The organism is Cupriavidus sp. MP-37 (assembly GCF_020618415.1).
Taxonomy (GTDB): Bacteria; Pseudomonadota; Gammaproteobacteria; order Burkholderiales; family Burkholderiaceae; genus Cupriavidus.
The window spans coordinates 2,431,920-2,452,663 of the sequence record NZ_CP085344.1; the positions used below are offsets into that span (position 1 = coordinate 2,431,920).

The 20,744-nt window shown below is 68.4% G+C and carries 19 protein-coding genes; 10 read left to right on the forward strand and 9 right to left on the reverse strand.

The features are described 5' to 3' along the window. Positions 1-3: 3 nt before the first annotated feature. Entirely contained in the window at positions 4-744 is a 741-nt protein-coding gene (gene ispD, locus LIN44_RS11215; protein ID WP_227312147.1) for a 2-C-methyl-D-erythritol 4-phosphate cytidylyltransferase, read from the reverse strand. 207 nt (positions 745-951) lie between these two features. Here ispD and mfd point away from each other — a divergent pair, with 207 nt between their 5' ends. The 8 genes from mfd (at position 952) to LIN44_RS11255 (ending at position 11,071) form a co-directional block, all read left to right on the forward strand. Beyond that, positions 952-4,401, forward strand: a complete 3,450-nt coding sequence (gene mfd, locus LIN44_RS11220) for a transcription-repair coupling factor (RefSeq protein ID WP_227312148.1) — start codon at positions 952-954, stop codon at positions 4,399-4,401. Between the two features lie 79 nt (positions 4,402-4,480). Continuing rightward, on the forward strand, positions 4,481-5,707 hold the full coding sequence (gene argE, locus LIN44_RS11225; RefSeq protein WP_227312149.1) for an acetylornithine deacetylase: 1,227 nt from the start codon (positions 4,481-4,483) through the stop codon (positions 5,705-5,707). Between the two features lie 262 nt (positions 5,708-5,969). After that, positions 5,970-7,337, forward strand: coding sequence for an amidohydrolase (locus LIN44_RS11230; RefSeq protein ID WP_227312150.1), 1,368 nt, complete (start codon positions 5,970-5,972; stop codon positions 7,335-7,337). A 103-nt stretch (positions 7,338-7,440) separates the two neighbouring features. Beyond that, a complete protein-coding gene (gene serB / locus LIN44_RS11235) occupies positions 7,441-8,295 on the forward strand; it encodes a phosphoserine phosphatase SerB (protein ID WP_227312151.1) in 855 nt (284 codons plus the stop codon). A 178-nt stretch (positions 8,296-8,473) separates the two neighbouring features. After that, on the forward strand, positions 8,474-8,761 hold the full coding sequence (locus LIN44_RS11240) for a hypothetical protein (RefSeq protein ID WP_227312152.1): 288 nt from the start codon (positions 8,474-8,476) through the stop codon (positions 8,759-8,761). Next, positions 8,758-9,069 (forward strand): hypothetical protein, encoded by a 312-nt coding sequence (locus tag LIN44_RS11245; protein WP_227312153.1) that lies wholly within the window; start codon positions 8,758-8,760, stop codon positions 9,067-9,069. Before LIN44_RS11240 ends, LIN44_RS11245 begins: the two co-directional genes overlap by 4 nt. Positions 9,070-9,079: 10 nt before the next feature. Next, the gene (locus tag LIN44_RS11250) at positions 9,080-10,729 is read left to right on the forward strand and encodes a PepSY domain-containing protein (protein WP_227312154.1); all 1,650 of its coding nucleotides are present in this window, start codon (positions 9,080-9,082) and stop codon (positions 10,727-10,729) included. A 102-nt stretch (positions 10,730-10,831) separates the two neighbouring features. Continuing rightward, the gene (locus tag LIN44_RS11255) at positions 10,832-11,071 is read left to right on the forward strand and encodes a DUF2789 domain-containing protein (protein WP_227312155.1); all 240 of its coding nucleotides are present in this window, start codon (positions 10,832-10,834) and stop codon (positions 11,069-11,071) included. 13 nt (positions 11,072-11,084) lie between these two features. On the opposite strand, the gene LIN44_RS11260 is transcribed toward LIN44_RS11255, so the two are convergent. From LIN44_RS11260 to LIN44_RS11280, 5 genes are all read right to left on the reverse strand, one after another. Next, positions 11,085-12,308 carry a cystathionine beta-lyase gene (locus LIN44_RS11260; protein ID WP_227312156.1) on the reverse strand — a complete coding sequence of 408 codons (1,224 nt, stop codon included), beginning with the start codon at positions 12,306-12,308 and terminating at the stop codon, positions 11,085-11,087. Positions 12,309-12,473: 165 nt separating this feature from the next. Further along, positions 12,474-13,085: a hypothetical protein gene (locus tag LIN44_RS11265; RefSeq protein ID WP_227312157.1), complete on the reverse strand. Its 612-nt coding sequence runs from the start codon at positions 13,083-13,085 to the stop codon at positions 12,474-12,476. Between the two features lie 8 nt (positions 13,086-13,093). Continuing rightward, positions 13,094-14,278 (reverse strand): beta-ketothiolase BktB, encoded by a 1,185-nt coding sequence (bktB, locus tag LIN44_RS11270; RefSeq protein ID WP_227312158.1) that lies wholly within the window; start codon positions 14,276-14,278, stop codon positions 13,094-13,096. Between the two features lie 115 nt (positions 14,279-14,393). Further along, positions 14,394-15,773 (reverse strand): 30S ribosomal protein S12 methylthiotransferase RimO, encoded by a 1,380-nt coding sequence (gene rimO, locus LIN44_RS11275; RefSeq protein WP_227312159.1) that lies wholly within the window; start codon positions 15,771-15,773, stop codon positions 14,394-14,396. Between the two features lie 154 nt (positions 15,774-15,927). Further along, complete coding sequence (locus tag LIN44_RS11280) at positions 15,928-16,896, reverse strand: tRNA-dihydrouridine synthase (protein WP_227312160.1); 969 nt, start codon at positions 16,894-16,896, stop codon at positions 15,928-15,930. 219 nt (positions 16,897-17,115) lie between these two features. Here LIN44_RS11280 and LIN44_RS11285 point away from each other — a divergent pair, with 219 nt between their 5' ends. Together LIN44_RS11285 and LIN44_RS11290 are read left to right on the forward strand one after the other, a co-directional pair. Next, positions 17,116-17,406: a type II toxin-antitoxin system RelE/ParE family toxin gene (locus LIN44_RS11285; protein WP_227312161.1), complete on the forward strand. Its 291-nt coding sequence runs from the start codon at positions 17,116-17,118 to the stop codon at positions 17,404-17,406. A 13-nt stretch (positions 17,407-17,419) separates the two neighbouring features. Then, positions 17,420-17,710, forward strand: a complete 291-nt coding sequence (locus LIN44_RS11290; RefSeq protein ID WP_227312162.1) for an addiction module antidote protein — start codon at positions 17,420-17,422, stop codon at positions 17,708-17,710. A 53-nt stretch (positions 17,711-17,763) separates the two neighbouring features. On the opposite strand, the gene phaR is transcribed toward LIN44_RS11290, so the two are convergent. From phaR to LIN44_RS11305, 3 genes are all read right to left on the reverse strand, one after another. Further along, entirely contained in the window at positions 17,764-18,315 is a 552-nt protein-coding gene (gene phaR, locus LIN44_RS11295) for a polyhydroxyalkanoate synthesis repressor PhaR (protein ID WP_012352635.1), read from the reverse strand. Positions 18,316-18,735: 420 nt separating this feature from the next. Then, the gene (locus tag LIN44_RS11300; RefSeq protein WP_227312163.1) at positions 18,736-19,476 is read right to left on the reverse strand and encodes a 3-ketoacyl-ACP reductase; all 741 of its coding nucleotides are present in this window, start codon (positions 19,474-19,476) and stop codon (positions 18,736-18,738) included. A gap of 71 nt (positions 19,477-19,547) precedes the next feature. Further along, positions 19,548-20,729, reverse strand: coding sequence for an acetyl-CoA C-acetyltransferase (locus LIN44_RS11305; protein WP_227312164.1), 1,182 nt, complete (start codon positions 20,727-20,729; stop codon positions 19,548-19,550). Positions 20,730-20,744 lie beyond the last annotated feature (15 nt).

The window sequence follows — 20,744 nt, forward strand, 5'->3', positions numbered from 1 at the left end:
CGGTCATGCTCCTTTGGCGTGGTTGCCCAGCAGCACTTCGGCCAGCGCGAAGTCCTCCGGGTAGGTCACCTTGAAATTGCGCAGCGAGCCGTTGACCAGGCGCGGATGCAGGCCCAGGCGCTCGATCGCGCTGGCCTCGTCGGTCACCACCGCGCCGGCCGCCATGGCGTCCTGCAGCGCCTGGCGCAGCACGCCCAGGCGGAACATCTGCGGCGTCTGCGCCTGCCACAGCCCTTCGCGCGGCACCGTGGCGCCAATGCGGGCATCGTCCTGGGCGCGCTTGAGCGTATCGGGCACCGGCACCGCCAGGATGCCGCCGATGGCGGCGTCCGGATCGTCGTCGCCGTCGCTTTCCACCGCGCGCACCAGCGCGTGGATCATCGCCGGGGTCAGCCCCGGGCGCGCGGCATCGTGCACCAGCACCCAGTCGGCGTCGCTCGCGCCCAGCTGCGCCAGGTGGTGCAGGCCCGCCAGCACCGAGGCATGGCGGCTGTCGCCGCCGACAAAGGCGGTATCGAAGCGCAGCCCGGCAAACGCGGCCGCGCCGAAGCGCGATTCCAGCGGCATGTCGTCGGGCGCCAGCACCAGCGCGGTGGCGTTGATGGCGTCGCACGCCGAGAACGCCGCCAGCGCGTACCAGATCATCGGCCGGCCGGCCACGGTCTGGTATTGCTTGGGCACGGCACCGCCGGCGCGGCTGCCGGTACCGGCACAGGGAATCAGGGCAAAGCGGCGAGCGGACACAGGATCGGCGTGGAGTGGAAGAAGCGCGGCCGGCGCCGGCCAGCCTGGCCAGCGGCACAACCGGTGCGCATTCTATAATACGGCCCTTGCCCGTCGCCATGCCGCATCCCCGTATCCGGCTGGCGCCACCGGCATCTGAAGTTCCCTGTTCCGACCCCCGCCCGCAATGCCGGCGGGGCGTCGTCGTTTTGAACGCCCCCTGCCGACATGCCTGACGCCAAGCCCGCCTTTCCCTTTGTCAACCTGCCGCTGGTCAAGCCGGGGCTGCGCCACAGCGTGGCCGGCCTGCGCGGCTCGGCCGATGCGCTGGCGGTGGCCGCGTATGCGCGCCAGCACCGCGAGCGCGCGCCGATGCTGGCGGTGGTGTGCTCGCACGCGGTCGATGCGCAGCGCCTGGCCGAGGAAATCCCGTGGTTTGCGCCGGAGCTGCGCGTGCGCCTGCTGCCCGACTGGGAAACCCTGCCCTACGACAGCTTTTCGCCGCACCAGGACCTGGTGTCCGAGCGCCTGGCGACGCTGCACGACATCCAGACCGGCCAGTGCGACGTGATGCTGGTGCCCGCCACCACCGCGCTGTACCGGCTCGCGCCGCCGGCCTTCCTGGCGGCCTACACCTTCTTCTTCAAGCAGGGCGAGCGGCTCGACGAGGCCGCGCTCAAGGCGCAGTTCACGCTGGCCGGCTACGAGCATGTCAGCGCGGTGATGCGGCCCGGCGAATACAGCGTGCGCGGCGGCCTGATCGATCTCTACCCGATGGGCTCGGCGCTGCCGTACCGGATCGATTTGTTCGGCGACGAGATCGAGACCATCCGCGCCTTCGATCCGGACACGCAGCGCAGCCTGTATCCGGTCAAGGAAGTCCGGCTGCTGCCCGGGCGCGAGTTCCCGCTCGACGAAGCCGCGCGCACCGCCTTCCGCGGCCGCTGGCGCGAGGTCTTCGAAGGCGACCCGAGCAAGTCGCCGATCTACAAGGACATCGGCAACGGCGTGCCGTCGGCCGGCATCGAGTATTACCTGCCGCTGTTCTTCGAGCACAGCGCCACCGTGTTCGACTACCTGCCCGCCGACACCCAGCTGGTATTCGCCGGCAATGTCGACGAGGCCATCCGCCGCTTCTGGGCCGACACCACGCAGCGCTACAACTTCATGCGCCACGACCGCGAGCGCCCGCTGCTGCCGCCGGCGGACCTGTTCCTGTCCGAGGAGCAGTTCTTCGTTGCCGCCAAGCCGATGGCGCGGCTGGTGCTGCAGGTGGAAGCCGGCGCGGACCAGCCGGCGTTCTCGGCGATCCTGCCCGACGTCGCGGTCAACCGCCGCGCCGAAGACCCGCTGGTCAACCTGGAAGCGCTGCTGCTCGACAAGCAGACCCGCGTGCTGATGTGCGCCGACTCCGCCGGCCGGCGCGAGACGCTGCTGCAGCTCTTTGCCGAAAGCGGCCTGCGGCCCCAGCCGGTCGAAGACTTTGCCGCATTCCTCGCCGGCGACGCGCATTTCTCGATCGCGGTGGCGCCGCTGCAGAGCGGCTTTGCGCTGCCGCAGGCGCAACTGGCCTTCGTCACCGAAGCCGAGCTGTACGCCGGCACCGCGCGCCGCACCGGCCGCCGCAAGCAGGAACAGGCTTCCGCCGTCGACTCGATGGTGCGCGACCTGGCCGAACTGAAGATCGGCGACCCGGTGGTGCACAGCGAGCACGGCATCGGCCGCTACCAGGGCCTGGTGACGCTCGACATGGGCCAGGGCGACGAGGAATTCCTGCACCTTGACTACGACAAGGGCAGCAAGCTCTACGTGCCGGTGCACCAGTTGCACGTGATCTCGCGCTATTCCGGCGCCGATCCCGATACCGCGCCGCTGCACCACCTGGGCTCCGGCCAGTGGGACAAGGCCAAGCGCAAGGCGGCGCAGCAGATCCGCGACACCGCCGCCGAACTGCTCAACCTGTACGCGCGCCGCGCCGCGCGCGAAGGCTTCGCCTTCCCGCTCTCGCCCAAGGACTACGAGACCTTCGCCGAAAGCTTCGGCTTCGAGGAAACCCCCGACCAGGCCGCCGCGATCGCCGCGGTGATCGCCGACATGACTTCGGGCAAGCCGATGGACCGGCTGGTGTGCGGCGACGTCGGCTTCGGCAAGACCGAGGTGGCGCTGCGCGCGGCCTTTGTCGCGGTGCTGGGCGGCAAGCAGGTGGCGATGCTGGCGCCGACCACGCTGCTCGCCGAGCAGCATTTCCAGACGCTGTCCGACCGCTTCGCCGAATGGCCGGTGCGCATCGTCGAACTGTCGCGCTTCAAGACCAAGAAAGAGATCGACGCCGCCATCAAGCAGATCAACGAGGGCAGCGTCGATATCGTCATCGGCACCCACAAGATCCTGTCCGACCAGGTGAAATTCCAGCGCCTGGGCCTGGTCATCATCGACGAGGAGCACCGCTTCGGCGTGCGCCAGAAGGAGGCGCTGAAGACGCTGCGCGCCGAGGTCGACGTGCTCACGCTGACCGCCACGCCGATCCCGCGCACGCTGGGCATGGCGCTGGAAGGCCTGCGCGATTTCTCGGTGATCGCGACCGCGCCGCAGAAGCGGCTGGCGATCAAGACCTTCGTGCGGCGCGAGGAAGACGGCGTGATCCGCGAAGCCATCCTGCGCGAGCTCAAGCGCGGCGGGCAGGTCTACTTCCTGCACAACGAGGTCGAGACCATCGAGAACAAGCGCGCGCGGCTGGCCGAGCTGGTGCCGGAAGCGCGCATCGCGGTCGCGCATGGCCAGATGCACGAGCGCGAGCTGGAACGCGTGATGCGCGATTTCGTCTCGCGCCGCGACAACATCCTGCTGTGCACCACCATCATCGAGACCGGCATCGACGTCCCCACCGCCAACACCATCCTGATCCACCGCGCCGACAAATTCGGGCTGGCGCAGCTGCACCAGCTGCGCGGCCGCGTCGGGCGCTCGCACCACCAGGCCTATGCCTACCTGCTGGTGCATGACGTCGACGGCCTGACCAAGCAGGCGCAGCGCCGGCTCGAAGCGATCCAGCAGATGGAGGAACTGGGCTCGGGCTTCTACCTGGCCATGCACGACCTGGAAATCCGCGGCGCCGGCGAGGTGCTGGGCGACAAGCAGTCGGGCGAGATCCACGAGATCGGCTTCCAGCTGTACACCGACATGCTCAACGCCGCGGTCAAGGCGCTGAAGGCGGGCAAGGAGCCGGACCTGATGGCGCCGCTGGCGGCCACCACCGAAATCAACCTGGGCACGCCGGCGCTGCTGCCGAACGACTACTGCGCCGACGTGCACGAGCGCCTGTCGCTGTACAAGCGCCTGGCCAACTGCGAGACCCCGGAGCGCGTCGACGACATCCAGGAAGAGCTGGTCGACCGCTTCGGCCGGCTGCCGGCACAGGCGCAGGCGCTGGTCGAGACCCACCGGCTGCGCATCGCCGCGGCGCCGCTGGGCGTGCGCAAGATCGACGCCGGCGAAGCCACCATCAGCGTGCAGTTCGTGCCCAACCCGCCGATCGATGCGATGCGCATCATCGACCTGGTGCAGAAGAACCGCCATATCAAGCTGGCCGGGCAGGACAAGCTGCGCATCGAGGCCAAGATGCCGGACGTGGCGGTGCGCGCGCAGACCATCAAGCATACGCTGCGGCAACTGGCGTAGCCCCCATGCCGATCGCGCATGGACGCGGCGCGCGGCCGGGTGTAGCATCGATTCCTTAACAAGTTAGTGATATCGCCCCATGCCGACCCAAGCCGCCCCAGCCGGATCTTCCCGCCAGCCCGTCACCGAAACCGCCGCCCGCGGCAGCGCGCTGGAATGGACCCAGCGGCTGGTGGCCTACGACACCACCAGCCGCAACTCCAACCTGGGCCTGATCGAGTCGGTGCGCGACCATTTCCTGGCCAAGGGGCTGAAGCCGCATCTGAGCTACAACCCGCAGCAGGACAAGGCCAACCTGTTCGTCACCGTGCCCGCCGCCAATGGCGAAACCAATGGCGGCATCGTGCTGTCGGGCCATACCGACGTGGTGCCGGTGGACGGCCAGGCCTGGACCACCGACCCGTTCAAGCCGGTGGTGCGCGACGGCAAGCTGTACGGGCGCGGCACCTGCGACATGAAAGGCTTTATCGGCACCAGCCTGTCGCTGCTGCCCGCCATCCTCGAGGCCCGGCTGCGCGAGCCGGTGCACTACGCGCTGTCGTTCGACGAAGAGATCGGCTGCATGGGCGCGCCCTACCTGCTGGCCGAGCTGCGCGAGCGCGGCGTTACCCCCGGCGGCTGCATCGTCGGCGAGCCCACCAGCATGCGCGTGATCGTCGCGCACAAGGGCATCAACGCCTACCGCTGCTGCGTGAAAGGCCAGGCCGCGCATTCGTCGCTGACCCCGCGCGGCGTCAATGCCATCGAATACGCGGCGCGCCTGATCTGCTTCATCCGCGACATCGCCGACGAGTTCAAGGCCAACGGCCCCTACGACCAGGCCTTCGACGTGCCCTACACCACCGCGCAGACCGGCACCATCCAGGGCGGCATTGCGCTCAACACGATTCCGGCGCTGTGCGAGTTCGTGTTCGAGTTCCGCAACCTGCCGGGCGTCGATCCGGAAGCGATCTACCAGCGCATCCACGGCTATGCCCATGACGTGCTGCTGCCGAAAATGCGCGCCGAGCATGCCGACGCCGACCTGACGCTGAGCAAGATCGCCGCCGCGCCGTCGCTCGACGTGGCCGAGCAGGAAGCCATCACGCAGCTGGTGCGCGCGCTGACCGCGGACCGTGACACCAACAAGGTGGCCTACGGCACCGAGGCCGGGCTGTTCCAGCGCGCGGGCATCCCCGCGGTGGTGTGCGGGCCCGGCGATATCCAGCAGGCGCACAAGCCGGACGAGTTTGTTGCGCTGGAGCAGCTGGCTGCGTGCGAGGCGTTCCTGCACAAGGTGGTGGACAGTTTGCGCGTGACGGGCTGACAAGGTCGGCGTGGCTTTGTCGCTTGCACTTCGTCGAGACGCCCGCCCTCACCCCAGCCCTCTCCCGCAAGCGGGAGAGGGAGCACGCAATCAGCGCTCGAGAGCATCGTAGCCTTCCCAATCCCGCTGGTTTGCTCCCCTCTCCCGCTTGCGGGAGAGGGGCGGGGGTGAGGGCCGGCGCCTGCAGCACTGCAAGCGCCTCGCTCACAAGCAGGCAACCATACCGCCAGCATCAAACCAACAACAACGAAGGAGATCCTGCATGGCCCCACGTCGCACCGCATCCCGTTCCACCACCCGCTTTGCCCTCGCCACCCTGGCGCTCGCCACCGGGCTGCTCTGCAACACCGTGCAGGCCCAGACGCAAGGCGCCGAAACCCTGCACGCCCAGATCGAAACCCGCGCCAAGGCCGTCGAGAAGCAGCTGATCGCCTGGCGCCGCGATATCCACCAGCATCCGGAACTGGGCAACTACGAGACCCGCACGGCCAAGCTGGTGGCGGACCACCTGCGCAAGCTCGGCATGGAGGTGAAGACCGGCGTGGCCAAGACCGGTGTGGTCGGCCTGCTCAAGGGCGGCAAGCCCGGACCGGTGGTGGCACTGCGCGCCGACATGGACGCGCTGCCGGTGAAGGAGCGCGTCGACGTGCCGTTCGCGTCGAAGGCCAAGGGCCAGTACCTGGGCAAGGAAGTCGATGTGATGCACGCCTGCGGCCATGACACGCATGTGGCGATCCTGATGGCCACCGCCGAAGTGCTGGCCGGCATGAAGGACCAGTTGCCCGGCACCGTCAAGTTCATCTTCCAGCCGGCCGAGGAAAGCCCGGCCGACTTCGAGCCCAACGGCTCGAACATGTGGGGCGCCAAGCAGATGGTGGCCGAGGGCGTGCTCGACAACCCCAAGGTCGATGCCATCTTCGGCCTGCATGTGACCAGCGGCATCGAATCGGGCAAGCTGGGCTGGCGCAGCGGCGCCTCGATGGCGGCGGCCGACCAGTTCTGGATCGACGTCAAGGGCCGCCAGACGCACGGCGCGCGGCCGTGGGGCGGGATCGACCCGATCGTGGTGGCGTCGCAGATCGTGATGGGCCTGCAGACCATCCAGAGCCGCCAGGTCAACGCCATGCTGGAACCGTCGGTGATCACCGTGGGCACCTTCCACGGCGGCAACCGCATGAACATCGTGCCGGAAAAGGTCGAGATGATGGGCACCATCCGCACCTATGACGAAGGCATGAAGAAGGACATCCATGCCCGCATGAAGCGCACCACCGAGGCCATCGCGTCCAGCGCCGGGGCCGAGGCGAATTTCCGCGTGGTCGAGCTGTACAACGCCACCATCAACCAGCCGGCGCTGACCGAGAAGATGGCGCCCACGCTGCAGCGCGTGGCCGGCGAAGGCAACTGGATGATCACGCCCAAGGCCACCGCGTCCGAGGATTTTTCGTTCTACCAGGAGAAGGTGCCGGGCCTGTTCTTCAACCTTGGCGTGACGCCCAGGGGGCAGGACGTGACCAAGGCGCCGTCGAACCACTCGCCGGAGTTCTATGTGGATGAGCCGGCGCTGATAAACGGCGTGCGCGCGCTGTCCAGCCTGACCGTCGACTACATGGTGATGGCGCAGCGCTGAACGCTTGGCCCGGGGGCGCCGCGGGGGGCTACAATAGCGCTTTTGCCGCGTTGCAGCCCCCCGCCTTGCCGACAACCGCGGCAAGCGCCCGATTCCACCCGCCATGCCCCTGATCCTGCAGAGCCTCGCCCCGCTTGTCCCCGCCGACCTCGACACCGCCCGCACCCTGGCCCGCGCCTCCGCGCTGGTGCCGCGCAGCGACACCGTGGCCGTGGCCGAGGACTGCGCGCCGCTGACGCCGGCGCTGCGCGACGCGCTCGACGACTTCTGCGGCCCGCGCGCGATCGACTGGGCAGTGGTGCCGGCCGGGCGCAAACTGTCCGACTTCCGCCTGGTGGCGATGGACATGGACTCGACCCTGATCACGATCGAGTGCATCGACGAGATCGCCGACTTCTGCGGCCTCAAGGCCGAGGTCTCCGCCATCACCGAAGCCGCCATGCGCGGCGAGATCACCGATTTCAACGAAAGCCTGCGCCGCCGCGTGGCGCTGCTCAAGGGACTCGACGCCGCCGTGCTGGAGCGCGTCTATGCCGAGCGCCTGCGGCTGTCGCCGGGCGCCGAGCGCATGCTGGAGACGGTGCGCGCGCTGGGCCTGAAGACGCTGCTGGTCTCCGGGGGCTTCGTGCACTTTACCGACCAGCTCAAGCCGCGCCTGCAGCTGGATTTCACCCGCGCCAACACGCTCGAGATCGTCGACGGCAAGCTGACCGGCAACGTGGTCGGCGAGATCGTCAACGCCGACGTCAAGGCCCGCACCGTGCAGGAAGTCTGCGCCCGGATCGGCGCCACGCCGGACCAGGCCATCGTCATGGGCGACGGCTCGAACGACCTGAAGATGATGGCCGTGGCCGGCCTGTCGGTGGCGTTCCGCGCCAAGCCGGTGGTGCGCGCGCAGGCCAGCGTCGCGTTCAACCACGTCGGGCTGGACGGGTTGCTGGCGCTGTTCCCGCACTGAGCCGATCCCGGCCGCCGCCAGGCGGCTGCCCTGCGCAGCGTCCGCGCCACGCGGACGCGCCCCTCGCGCCTTCGCCGGTGCCGTGAACTTCCCCAAAGATCACACCAGGCCCATGTAGCGCTTGCAGACTCAAATGCGAATCATTACTATTAATGTTTCGTTGATCTGACATTGCCCCATGCAAGTTCTGGCCCTCCTTGTTGGCCTGGCTGCGGCCGCGTGCCTGTACCTGGCCGCGCCCAACCAGGTGTTGCTGCGCCCCGGCACCCTTACCCGGCCTTGGGTGGCTGGCTGGCTGGGGCTGGCCCTGACCTGCGCCAGCACCTGGCTGTGGAGCCTCACCGACGGCTGGCCGGTCGCGATCGCGGCCAGCCTGGTCACGGTGCCGTGCGCGCTGTCGCTGTGGCCGTTCATCGGCACCTATGCGGCACGCAGGCGCCGCGGCAGCCGGGAGCAGCGGGCATGAGCGCGGACGCATCCGCAATGGGCACCAAGTGGCTGGCCGGCGCGCTGCTCGGGCTGCCGCTGGCGCTGGTGCTGTGCACGCTGGCGATCCTGGCGCTGCCCGGCGGCTGGCAAACCGGCATCGTCGCGGCCGTGGCCGCGTGCCTGCCGGTGTGGGTCGCCATCATCAGCGCCAGCCTGCTGTTCCGCTCCAGCCGCAGTGCCTGGCTGTGGCTGGGCGGCGCCAACCTGCTCGGCTTCGGCGTGCTTTGGGCGCTGCGGCTGGCCGGCCTGGCGCCGGCCGCGCTGGCCGCCATGTCCGCCCCCTGAGACTGCCATCATGAAAACCGCAACCCTGCGCCTGTACCAGACGCTGCATACCTGGGTCGGCCTGATGGCCGGCTGGGCCTTGTTTATCGCCTTCTTTGCCGGGGCCATCACGGTCTTCCACCACGAACTGCACGTCTGGCAGTCGCCGTCGCGGCTCAAGGGCAGCGCGCCGGTCGAGGCCAGCGCCGACCCGGCCGCGGTCGACCGCTTCATGCAGAAGCTGGTCGCGCTCCACCCCGAAGCCGCGGCCAGTGCCTACGTGATCATGCCGTCGGAGGGCGAGCCCAATATCTCGGCCTACTGGCAGGACCAGGCCGGCGAGTGGCAGATGACCACCGATGCGCGCCTGGCCGGCAACGCCGCGATGCAGCGCGACACCTCGCGCGACCACGTCATGGGCGAGCTGTCGGCGTTCCTGAACAGCCTGCACTACTCGCTCGGCATCCCGGTCGGCGGCATCTATTTCATGGGCGCGATCTCGGTGCTGTACGGGCTGGCGCTGGTGTCCGGCGTGCTGCTGCACTTGCCGCGGCTGAAAAAAGACCTGTTCGCGGTGCGTCCCGGGCGCAACCTCAAACGCTTCTGGATGGACACCCACAACGTGCTGGGACTGTTCAGCCTGCCCTTCCACCTGGTCTTTGCCATCACCGGCGCGCTGTTCTGCCTGTCGCTGGTGCTGATGATGGTGTTCAACACCCTGACCTTCAACGGCCGCCTGTTCGAGGCGGTGCCAACCGCCACCACCGCGGTGCCGGAAGTCGCCGCGGCGGGCCGCGCGGTGCCGACGCTGCCCACCGCCACGCTGATGCAGATCGCGCGCGAACACGGCGGCGAGCGCTTCACGCCGGAGTCGTTCCGCTTCCAGCGCTACGGCGACGCCAACGCCGTGGTCGAAGTGCGCGGCACCAGCACGCGGGCGCTCGGCAACCTGGGCTCGGTCGGCATCCACGCCGCCAGCGGCGAAGCCAACGCCGGCCAGCTGACGGCCAACCAGACCGCCGGCGCGCGCGACAGCAACCACGGGCTCTACAGCGCGCTGTACGCGCTGCATTTCGGCACCTTCGGCGAGTTGCCGGTGCGGCTGGTCTACCTGCTGGCCGGCCTGGCCGGCGCCTTCCTGTTCTATTCGGGCAACCTGCTGTGGATCGAATCGCGGCGCAAGATGCGCCAGGCCGAGCAGCCGCGCGTGCATCGGCTGCTGGCGCAGGCCACCGTAGGCGTATGCATCGGCTGCTGCATCGGCGTGGCATTGTGCTTCCCGGCGGCGCTGCTGTGGCCCGAGCGCGCCGTCAGCCAGACCTATTTCACCGCGTTCGGCCTGGCCTGCGCCTGGGCGCTGCTGCGCCCGCCGGTGCGCGCCGCGGTGGAGCTGCTCTATGCCGCCGCGCTGGCAGCGCTGACGGTGCCGCTGTCGAATGCGGTCCTGACCGGCGATCACCTGCTGCACAGCATTCCCAGCGGGCACTGGATCATCGCCGGCTTCGACCTGGGCGCGATCGCGCTGGCCGCGGGCTTTGTCGCCCTCGCCCGCGCCACCGCGCGCCGCGCCCGCAGCGGGCCGGCGGAGTCGGTGTGGGCCATGCCGCGGGCAGCGCGGGCGGAACAGCCGGCCAGCGCTGCCGCCGGGGCCAAGCCGATGTCCGGCACCGAGACGCGCTGAGGCACAGCGCCTGCACCATGAAAAACGGACGCCGCTGCGTCCGTTTTTTGTGGTCGTGGCTGCCCTACACTACAGAGTCCAACCACCGCGAGCCCGACCATCATGGAACCGACCTTCCACCAGTTTTCCGAACTGTTCGACCAGCTCGGCCTGGCGTCCGACGAAGCCAGCATCCGCGCCTTCATCGGCAAGCACGCGCCGCTGCCCGAGACCATCGAACTGGCCGAAGCCCCGTTCTGGACGCCCGCGCAAGCCGCGCTGCTGCGCGACGAGCTGCTCGACGACGCCGACTGGGCCGAAGTCGTCGACCAGCTCAACCTGGCGCTGAGACAGCCGGCCTGACCTCGCCGCCCGCCTACGCGGCCAGCGTGGCCTCGATCGCCTGGCGCAGGTCGGCGATCAGGTCGCGCGTGTCTTCCAGGCCGATATAAAGCCGCACCAGCTCGCCGGTATCGTGCCAGCCGGCCGGCGGCCAGGTTCCCGCCGGGCGCATGCCCTGCACGTGGTACGGCACCGCGAGGCTGTGCGCGCCGCCCCACGACCAGCCGATCGCGAACAGCTGCAGGGCCTCGACGAAGGCATCGACCTGCTGGCGCGTATAGCGCTCGCGCAGCACGATGGCGAACAGCCCGCTGGCGCCGGTGAATTCGCGCCGCCAGTTGGCATGGCCAGGACAATCCGGCAGCGCGGGATGCAGCACGCGCGCCACCTCCGGCCGCTGGCGCAGCCATTCGGCCACCTCGCGCGCGGCGCGGTCATGGGCGGCCAGGCGCACCGGCAGGCTCGGCAGCGCGCGCAGCACCAGGTGGCAGTCGTCGGCGGACACGCCCCAGCCCATCAGCATGCGGGCGCGCTTGAGCCGGCCGTGCAAGGCATCGTCGCAGGTCAGCACCGCGCCCATCAGCACGTCACTGCCGCCGGACTGGTACTTGGTCAGCGCCTGCACCGAGATGTCGATGCCCAGCTCGAACGGGCGGAAGTAGACGCCGGCCGACCAGGTATTGTCGATCGCAGTCAGCACGCCGCGCGCGCGCGCCGCGGCGACGATGGCGCCGCAGTCGGGCACCTCCATCGTCACCGAGCCCGGCGACTCCATCCAGATCAGGCGCGTGTTGGGCTGGATCAGCGCGGGCACCGCGGCGGCGTCCATGGGGTCGTAGTAGCGCACGGTCACGCCGAAGTCGCGCGCCAGCCACTCGCCGTGGTCGCGGTTGGGGCCGTAGACGTTATGCGGCACCAGCACGTCGTCGCCGCTCTTCAGCAGCGCGAAATACACCAGCGAGATCGCCGCCAGGCCCGACGGCTGCAGCAGCGTGTGGCGCGCGCCTTCGAGCAGCGCCAGGTGCTGGCACAGCGCCTCGCTGGTCGGCGTGGCGTGCAGGCCGTAGCGCCAGTAGGTGGTGGCCCCGTCGCCATGCGCGCGCAGTTCGGCCAGGTTGCGGAACACCACGGTCGAGCCGCGGTGCGTGGCCGGGGAGAATGAGGCAAAGCCGGGGGCGATGTCCAGCTCGGGCTGGACCGCGACGGTCTGCAGGTACTGGGCGGGGGATGCGGGCTTGTCGGAGGCTGAATCGGACACGGCGGTTTCCTTGCTGGCTGCCGGCCGGCCGCCGAGCGTGGCGTGCGGCACGGTCAGGCATGAGACGCGATGAGCCTACGAGCTTACCAGCAAATGCCGCCCGCGCCACCGGGAGGCTTCCGCGCGTGGCGCCGGAAAAGGCTTAGCAGCGGCTTACCAGGGGACCTACCAGCCCGAAATCGACGATTTCGGCGGCGGCGGCGCGTAGGTGACGCCGCTGTTGGGAGTCATGTCGAACGGGGGAATCACCAGCATGCCCAGCGGGCGGATAAAGAACGGCAGCACGATGGCGGGATTGAACGCGTCGGTCCAGGTGCCGCGCACGGCGCCGCTGGCGTCGATGGTGCCTTCCCAGTTGCCCGACACCCGGGTGCCGTCGTCGGACTCCTCCATCAGGAAGGCGCCGTCCTCCCACTCGCCGGCCAGCAGGCGTACCCCGGCGCCGCGGCCGCTGTACTCGCCGCGCACGCTGTCGCGCTCGTCGGGCTTGGGGCCCAGGCGCAGGCGCACCGGCTGGTCGCCGACCTTGCCGACATAGACCGGCAGCGACGCATACTCCGGCCGCGGTGCCAGCGGCCTGGCGGCACCGCTCGACAGTGTGGCGCCGCGACGGGCCTCGCCGTCGCGGATCGCCTGGTTCAGGCCCAGCGCTTCACCGCCGGCGGCGGCGCCGGTCGACAGCTCTGTGGCCGGCGCCGCCTGCGCCGCGCCCGCCAGGGCGAGCACGGCGGCGGCACCAAGGGTCGTGCAAAGTTGGGGCAGCCAGGCCACGCGCAAGGCAGTCCTCAGATCCGTTCGAAGATCGCGGCAATGCCCTGCCCGCCGCCGATGCACATCGTCACCAGCGCGTAGCGGCCCTGCACGCGGTTCAGTTCATGCAGCGCCTTCACCGTGATCAGCGCGCCGGTGGCGCCGATCGGGTGGCCCAGCGAAATGCCGGAGCCGTTCGGGTTGACCCTGGCCGGGTCCAGGCCGAGCGCCTTGGTCACGGCGCAGGCCTGCGCGGCAAAGGCCTCGTTGGCTTCGATCACGTCCAGGTCCGACACCTGCAGGCCGGCACGCTCCAGCGCGATCTTCGTCGCCGGCACCGGGCCGATGCCCATGGTCTTCGGGTCGACCCCGGCATGGCCGTAGGACACCAGGCGCGCCAGCGGCTTCAGGCCGCGGCGCTCAGCCTCGGCACGCTCCATCATCACCACCGCGGCGGCGGCGTCGTTCAGGCCCGAGGCATTGCCGGCGGTGACGGTGCCGTTTTCCTTGACGAACACCGGCCTGAGCTTGGCCATGTCGTCCATGGTGGCGTCGTGGCGCACATGCTCGTCGGTGTCGAAGGTGACATCGCCCTTGCGGCCCTTGCTCACCACCGGAACGATCTGGTCCTTGAAGTAGCCGGCCTTGATCGCGGCCGAGGCGCGGCGGTGCGACTCCAGCGCGGCCTCGTCCTGCTGCGTGCGCGAGATGTCGTATTCCTTGGCGACGTTCTCGGCGGTCACGCCCATGTGGATGCGGTGGAACGGGTCGTGCAGCGCGCCCAGCATCATGTCGACCAGGCCGGCGTCGCCCATGCGCGCACCCCAGCGTGCCGCCGGGGCCAGGTAAGGGGCGCGGCTCATGCTTTCGGCACCGCCGCCGATGGCGACGTCGGCATCGCCCAGCAGGATGGTCTGCGCGGCGCTGACGATGGCCTGCAGGCCCGAGCCGCACAGCCGGTTGACGGTCAGCGCCGGGGCGTTGATCGACACGCCGCCGTTGACGGCGGCGACGCGGCCCAGGTACATGTCGCGCGGCTCGGTCTGGATCACGTTGCCGAACACCACATGGCCGACGTCGTCGCCCGACACCTGCGCGCGGGCCAGCGCCTCGCGCACCACCAGCGCGCCCAGCTCGGCCGGCGCCACGTCCTTCAGGCTGCCGCCAAAGGTTCCGATCGCGGTGCGGACACCGCTCACTACTACGACTTCACGCGTCATGACTGTCTCCATGTGGGTTATGTTGCACCGCACAGTATAGCGGTGCCGCAGCCGAAGCGAACGATCGTACTTTTACCTAATGGCAGCCCTTCCGGCATCGTCCGGCGAGACTAGCTCAGACCTCGCCCCACAGGTCGTGGCCGTCAGCGCCGGTGATGCGCACGTCGACGAACTCCCCGGCGCGATAGCGCTGCGAGGTGCGCTGCGCCGGCGCGATATACACCAGGCCGTCGATTTCCGGCGCATCCGCCGACGAGCGGCCGATGCCGCCGTCCTGGTTGACCTCGTCGACCAGCACGCGCAGGGTCTGGCCGACCTTGCGCTGCAGGCGGCGCGCCGACACGGCCTCGGCCACTTCCATGAAGCGGGCGCGGCGTTCTTCGCGCACTTCGTCGGGCAGCGCGCCCGGCAGGTCGTTGGCGGTCGCACCCTCCACCGGCGAGTACGCGAAGCAGCCGACGCGGTCCAGTTCGGCCTCGGCAATGAAATCCAGCAGCGTCTGGAATTCGGCCTCGGTCTCGCCCGGGAAGCCGGCGATAAAGGTGCTGCGGATGGTCAGTTCCGGACAGATCTCGCGCCACGCGCGGATGCGGTCCATGGTCTTTTCGGCATTGGCCGGGCGCTTCATGCGCTTGAGCACGTCCGGGTGGGCATGCTGCAGCGGAACGTCCAGGTACGGCAGCACGTGGCCGTTGTTCATCAGCGGGATGATCTCGTCGACGTGCGGGTACGGGTAGACATAGTGCAGGCGCACCCAGGCACCGTACTGCGCCGCCAGCTCGCCCAGCGCCGCGACCAGCTCGGTCATGCGGGTCTTGAGCGGGCGGCCGTTCCAGAAGCCGGTGCGGTACTTGACATCGACGCCGTAGGCGCTGGTGTCCTGCGAGATCACCAGCAGTTCCTTGACCCCGGCCTTGAACAGGTTCTCGGCCTCCAGCATGACTTCGGCCACCGGGCGCGAGACCAGGTCGCCGCGCATCGACGGGATGATGCAGAACGAGCAGCGGTGATTGCAGCCCTCGGAGATCTTCAGGTAAGCGTAGTGCTTGGGGGTCAGCTTGATGCCGGCGGCCGGCACCAGGTCGGTAAACGGATCATGCGGCTTGGGCAGGTGCGTGTGCACCGCCTGCATCACCTCGCCCAGCGCATGCGGACCGGTCACGGCCAGCACCTTGGGATGCACCGACGACACGATGTCATGGCCCGCCGCGTCCTTCTTCGCGCCCAGGCAGCCGGTGACGATGACCTTGCCGTTCTCGGTCAGCGCTTCGCCGATCGCGTCCAGGCTTTCCTGCACGGCTTCGTCGATAAAGCCGCAGGTATTGACCACGACCAGGTCGGCGCCGTCATAGGTGCCGCTGATGGCATAGCCCTCGGCGCGCAGCTGCGTGATGATCTGCTCGGAGTCGACCAGCGCCTTCGGACAGCCAAGGGAAACGAAGCCCACACGCGGACTTTGGTCTTTCTGGTTCGTTGCTTCTGAGGGGTTTTTCACAATGGAATCCGAATGTGGGGCAAGCCGCGGCCAGTTCGTTCCCTATGGGAACGATGGCGCCAGGCGAACAGCGAATCGCGCATTTTACCCGTTTGCGGGAATTTGCCGGCGGCTGACTCACGACATCCGCAAAGGCTCGCACGTAACGTTTACGTCACGCCGGTATGAGCGCCGCGCCAGGTTGCTGCCGCAGCACCTGCTCGATCTCCCGCGAGTCCTGCATGCGCCGGATTGCCGCATGCAGCTCACCCGCCTGCGGCCAGGTCCGCTTGAGGTAGCTGAGCCACAGCTTCACGCGCCCATGCTCGTGGCACGAGGCGATGCGGGCATGCAGCTTGTCCAGGTACGCCGCGAGCTGGCCCAGCACCAGCGGCCATTCATGCTCCGATGGCGTGCCGGGCATCTCGCCGCGGATGCGCAGCGCGAGAAACGGGTCCGACACGGCGCCGCGGCCGATCATGACGTCGTCGCAACCGCTGACCTCGCGGCAGCGCGCCCAGTCCGCGACGGTCCAGACTTCGCCATTCGCAATCACGGGGATGTCGACGGCCGCCGCAATGCGCGCGATCCAGTCCCAGTGGGCCGGCGGCCGGTAGCCGTGGTCACGCGTGCGGGCATGCACCACCAGCGAGGCTGCGCCGCCTTCGGCCAGTGCGGTGGCGCAATCGATGGCCAGCGCGGTATCCGAGACCCCCAGCCGCATCTTGGCGGTCACGGGAATCTGTACCGGCACCGCGGCGCGCACGGACGCAACGATCCGGTTCAGCAGCGCCGGATTGGTCAGCAGCATCGCACCGCCGCCATGGCGGTTGACGACCTTGGCCGGGCAGCCGAAGTTCAGGTCGATGCCATGCGGCGACAAGGTCGCGGCATAGGCGGCATTGCGCGCCAGCCACTCGGGATCGCTGCCCAGCAGCTGGATCACCATCGGCGTGCCGCTGCGGGTGTAGCCGCCGGACAGGATCTCGGGCGTGTCGCGCTCATAGACCCGCGCCGGCAGCAGCGACCCCGTCACCCGCACGAACTCCGACACGCAGCCGTCGTAGCCGCCGGTCTCGGTCAGCACATCGCGCAGCACATAGTCGGCAAGCCCTTCCATCGGGGCCAGGAACAGCCGGCTCATGGCAAGCACCGCGCCGCGGGCACCGGCGCCGGACAGGAGGATTGGAGAACGAAGGACATGGGACGGCGCAAATAAGGCGAGTCCCAAACTGAGCCGCCGCTGAAGGATGCGATACAGAGGCCCCGGATGGGGCCAAGCGCGCATTCTACCTGCTTTGGGATTCGGCGGTTTTCAGGAATCAGTGATATCCGGGTTGTAGCCTACAGGCTACGGTGTGGTATGCTCAGCATCCGCACCACCCAAACGTTTGACCGCTGGTACGCCGCCTTGCGCGACAGCGCTGCCAGGATTCGCATTCAGGTCCGGATCGACCGCATGCTGAACGGAAATCCGGGCGACGTGAAAGCCCTTGGCGGTGGCATCTGTGAAATGCGGGTGGACCATGGTCCCGGCTACCGCATCTATTTTCAGCGATGCGGCGAAGTTCTTGTCATTCTCCTCTGCGGAGGCGACAAGTCGACCCAGCACGCTGATATCGGCCGGGGCACGCCACATGGCGGCGAACCTTGACCTGGAGTGAGCCATGAAAGAACCAACCCGCCCTTGGGACTCGGCCGCACAACTGCGCAACGAAACGGAAATCGCCGCCTACCTGGACACCTGCCTCGCCGAAGCCGGTGACGACGATCGTTTCATTGCCTACGCGCTCGGCGTGGTCGCGCGCGCCCGCGGCATGACGCGGCTGGCCCGCGAAACCGGCCTGTCGCGCGAAAGCCTTTACCGTTCGCTGTCCGGCGAAGGCAATCCGGAGTTCGGGACCATCTGGAAGGTGATGCGGGCGCTGGGAATTCGCCTGCATGCGAGCGTCGGCTGAGCGCCGGCCGGGAACTGATGCGCGGCGGGCGCACGGCTCGCCGCGGCTTGTTGCTACTTCTTGTCCGGCTGGTTGAACGGGAACGTGCCGAACATGTTCTTGGCCTGGTTCTGCATCTGCTCCTGCATCTGCACGAACAGGTTCTTGCTCTGCTCGATGTAGTTGCTCATCATGCCCTGCATCATCGGGCCCTGCATGTTCATGAACTGCGACCACATGTCGGGGCTGAACGCTTCGCCGGAGTACAGGCCCTTGGAGTTCTCCGCCAGCTTGTTCTGGATGTCGATGAAGGCCTGGATGTTCTTTTCCAGGTAGGTGCCCATCATGCCCTGCATGGCATGGCCGTAGAAGCGGATGATCTGCGACAGCATCGCGCTGGAGAACATCGGCACGCCGCCGGTCTCTTCTTCCAGGATGATCTGCAGCAGGATGCTGCGCGTCAGTTCGTCACCGGATTTGGCGTCGACGACCTTGAAGTCCTCGGAATCCATCACCAGCTGCTTGACGTCGGCCAGGGTGATGTAGGTGCTGGTCTGGGTATCGTAGAGCCTGCGGTTGGGATACTTTTTGATCAGTCGCTCTGCGCCTTTTTTGGTCGTGGCCATCGGTGCTCTGTCCTTGTGTCGTCGCTGATTGCGCGCTGCTGCACCGCATGGGGTGCAGTGCGCAAATCGGTACTGCCCGCGCCATCTGCTGTTATCGTGCCGGCCGTGTTGCGGCTGTTCGCGCATGGCTGCGCGCCGCGGCCCGCCGTCTCGCCCCCGCGAGGGCCATGCTGCACGACTATGGTGCTGGCTGCGCCGCTGCCCTGATTCTATGCCCAACAAAGCACTAAGAAAAGCGACGGGACTTAAGGAAAACCCGGTGAACCGGGGCGCCGACAGCTGAATAGTGAACGCCCGGAAATGATTCGCGGGCCATGACGGCCCGCGAAACCGGCGGCGAAATCCAGCATGCGCCGCCTTGTGCGCCGCGCTGGCTGCACCGCAAAACGCGGACGCCGGCGCGGCTGGCTGAACGCCAGGTCAGCCCATGTGCAGGCCGCCGTTGAGCGAGAAGTCGGCGCCGGTCGAGAAGCCGGACTCGTCCGACGCCAGCCAGGCGCAGATCGAGGCGATCTCTTCCGGCTCGCCCAGGCGCTTCACCGGGATCGTGCCGACGATCTTGTCGAGCACATCCTGGCGGATGGCCTTGACCATGTCGGTAGCGATATAGCCCGGCGAAACCGTGTTCACGGTCACGCCCTTGGTCGCCACCTCCTGTGCCAGCGCCATGGTGAAGCCGTGCAGGCCGGCCTTGGCGGTGGAGTAGTTGGTCTGGCCGAACTGGCCCTTCTGCCCGTTCACCGACGAGATATTGACGATGCGGCCCCAGCCGCGGTCGGCCATGCCGTCGATCACCTGCTTGGTGACGTTGAACAGCGAGGTCAGGTTGGTGTCGATCACCGCATCCCAGTCGGCGCGGGTCATTTTGCGGAACACCACGTCGCGCGTGATGCCGGCGTTGTTGATCAGCACATCGACTTCGCCGACCTCGGCCTTGACCTTGTCGAAGGCCGCCTTGGTCGAGTCCCAGTCGGCCACGTTGCCTTCCGAGGCGACGAAATCGAAGCCCAGGGCCTTCTGCTGCTCCAGCCACTTTTCACGGCGCGGCGAGTTGGGGCCGCAGCCGGCCACCACGCGAAAGCCATCCCTGGCCAGCCGCTGGCAAATGGCGGTCCCGATACCACCCATGCCGCCGGTCACATACGCAATGCGCTGAGTCATGTCCACTCCTTGATTGGCTTTTCGTTATTCGCCGCCGGGCCGCGCCATGCGCGCGCCCGGCGCACCCCTTCTTAATTGCGCTCGACCGCCAGCGCCACGCCCATGCCGCCGCCGATGCACAGCGACGCCAGGCCCTTGCTGGCATTGCGGCGCTTCATTTCATGCAGCAGCGTCACCAGGATACGGCAGCCCGACGCGCCGATCGGGTGGCCGATGGCGATGGCGCCACCGTTGACGTTGACCTTGGAAGTATCCCAGCCCATCTGCTGGTGCACCGCCAGCGCCTGCGCCGCGAAGGCCTCGTTGATTTCCATCAAGTCCAGGTCCTGCGGGGTCCAGCCGGCGCGCGACAGCGCGCGCTTGGACGCCGGCACCGGGCCCATGCCCATCACCTTCGGGTCCACGCCGGCGTTGGCGTAGCTCTTGATGGTCGCGAGCGGGGTCAGGCCCAGTTCCTTGGCCTTGGCGGCCGACATCACCACCACCGCGGCGGCGCCGTCGTTCAGGCCCGAAGCGTTGGCCGCGGTCACCGTGCCGGCCTTGTCGAAGGCGGGCTTGAGGCCGGCCATGCTGTCGAGCGTGGCGCCGTGGCGCACGAATTCGTCGGTCTTGAACGCGACCGGGTCGCCCTTGCGCTGCGGGATCAGCACCGGCACGATTTCTTCGTCGAACTTGCCGGCCTTCTGCGCGGCTTCGGCCTTGTTCTGCGAGCCCACCGCGAATTCGTCCTGCGCCTCGCGCGTGATGCCGTATTCCTTGGCCACGTTCTCGGCGGTGATGCCCATGTGGTACTGGTTGTACACGTCCCACAGGCCGTCGACGATCATGGTGTCGACCAGCTTGGTATCGCCCATGCGGAAGCCGTCGCGCGAGCCCGGCAGCACGTGCGGCGCGGCGCTCATGTTCTCCTGGCCGCCGGCGACCACTATCTCGGCGTCGCCCGCCATGATGGCGTTGGCGGCCAGCATCACCGCCTTCAGGCCCGAGCCGCACACCTTGTTGATGGTCATGGCCGGCACCATGGCCGGCAGGCCGGCCTTGATCGAGGCCTGGCGCGCCGGGTTCTGGCCCGAGCCGGCGGTCAGCACCTGGCCCATGATCACTTCGCTGACCTGGTCCGGCTGGATGCCGGCACGCTCGAGCGCGGCCTTGATCACCACGGCACCCAGTTCCGGCGCCGGAATCTTCGCCAGCGAGCCGCCAAATTTGCCAACCGCGGTACGGGCCGCGGATACGATGACAACGTCAGTCATGGTGTAGTCCTCTCA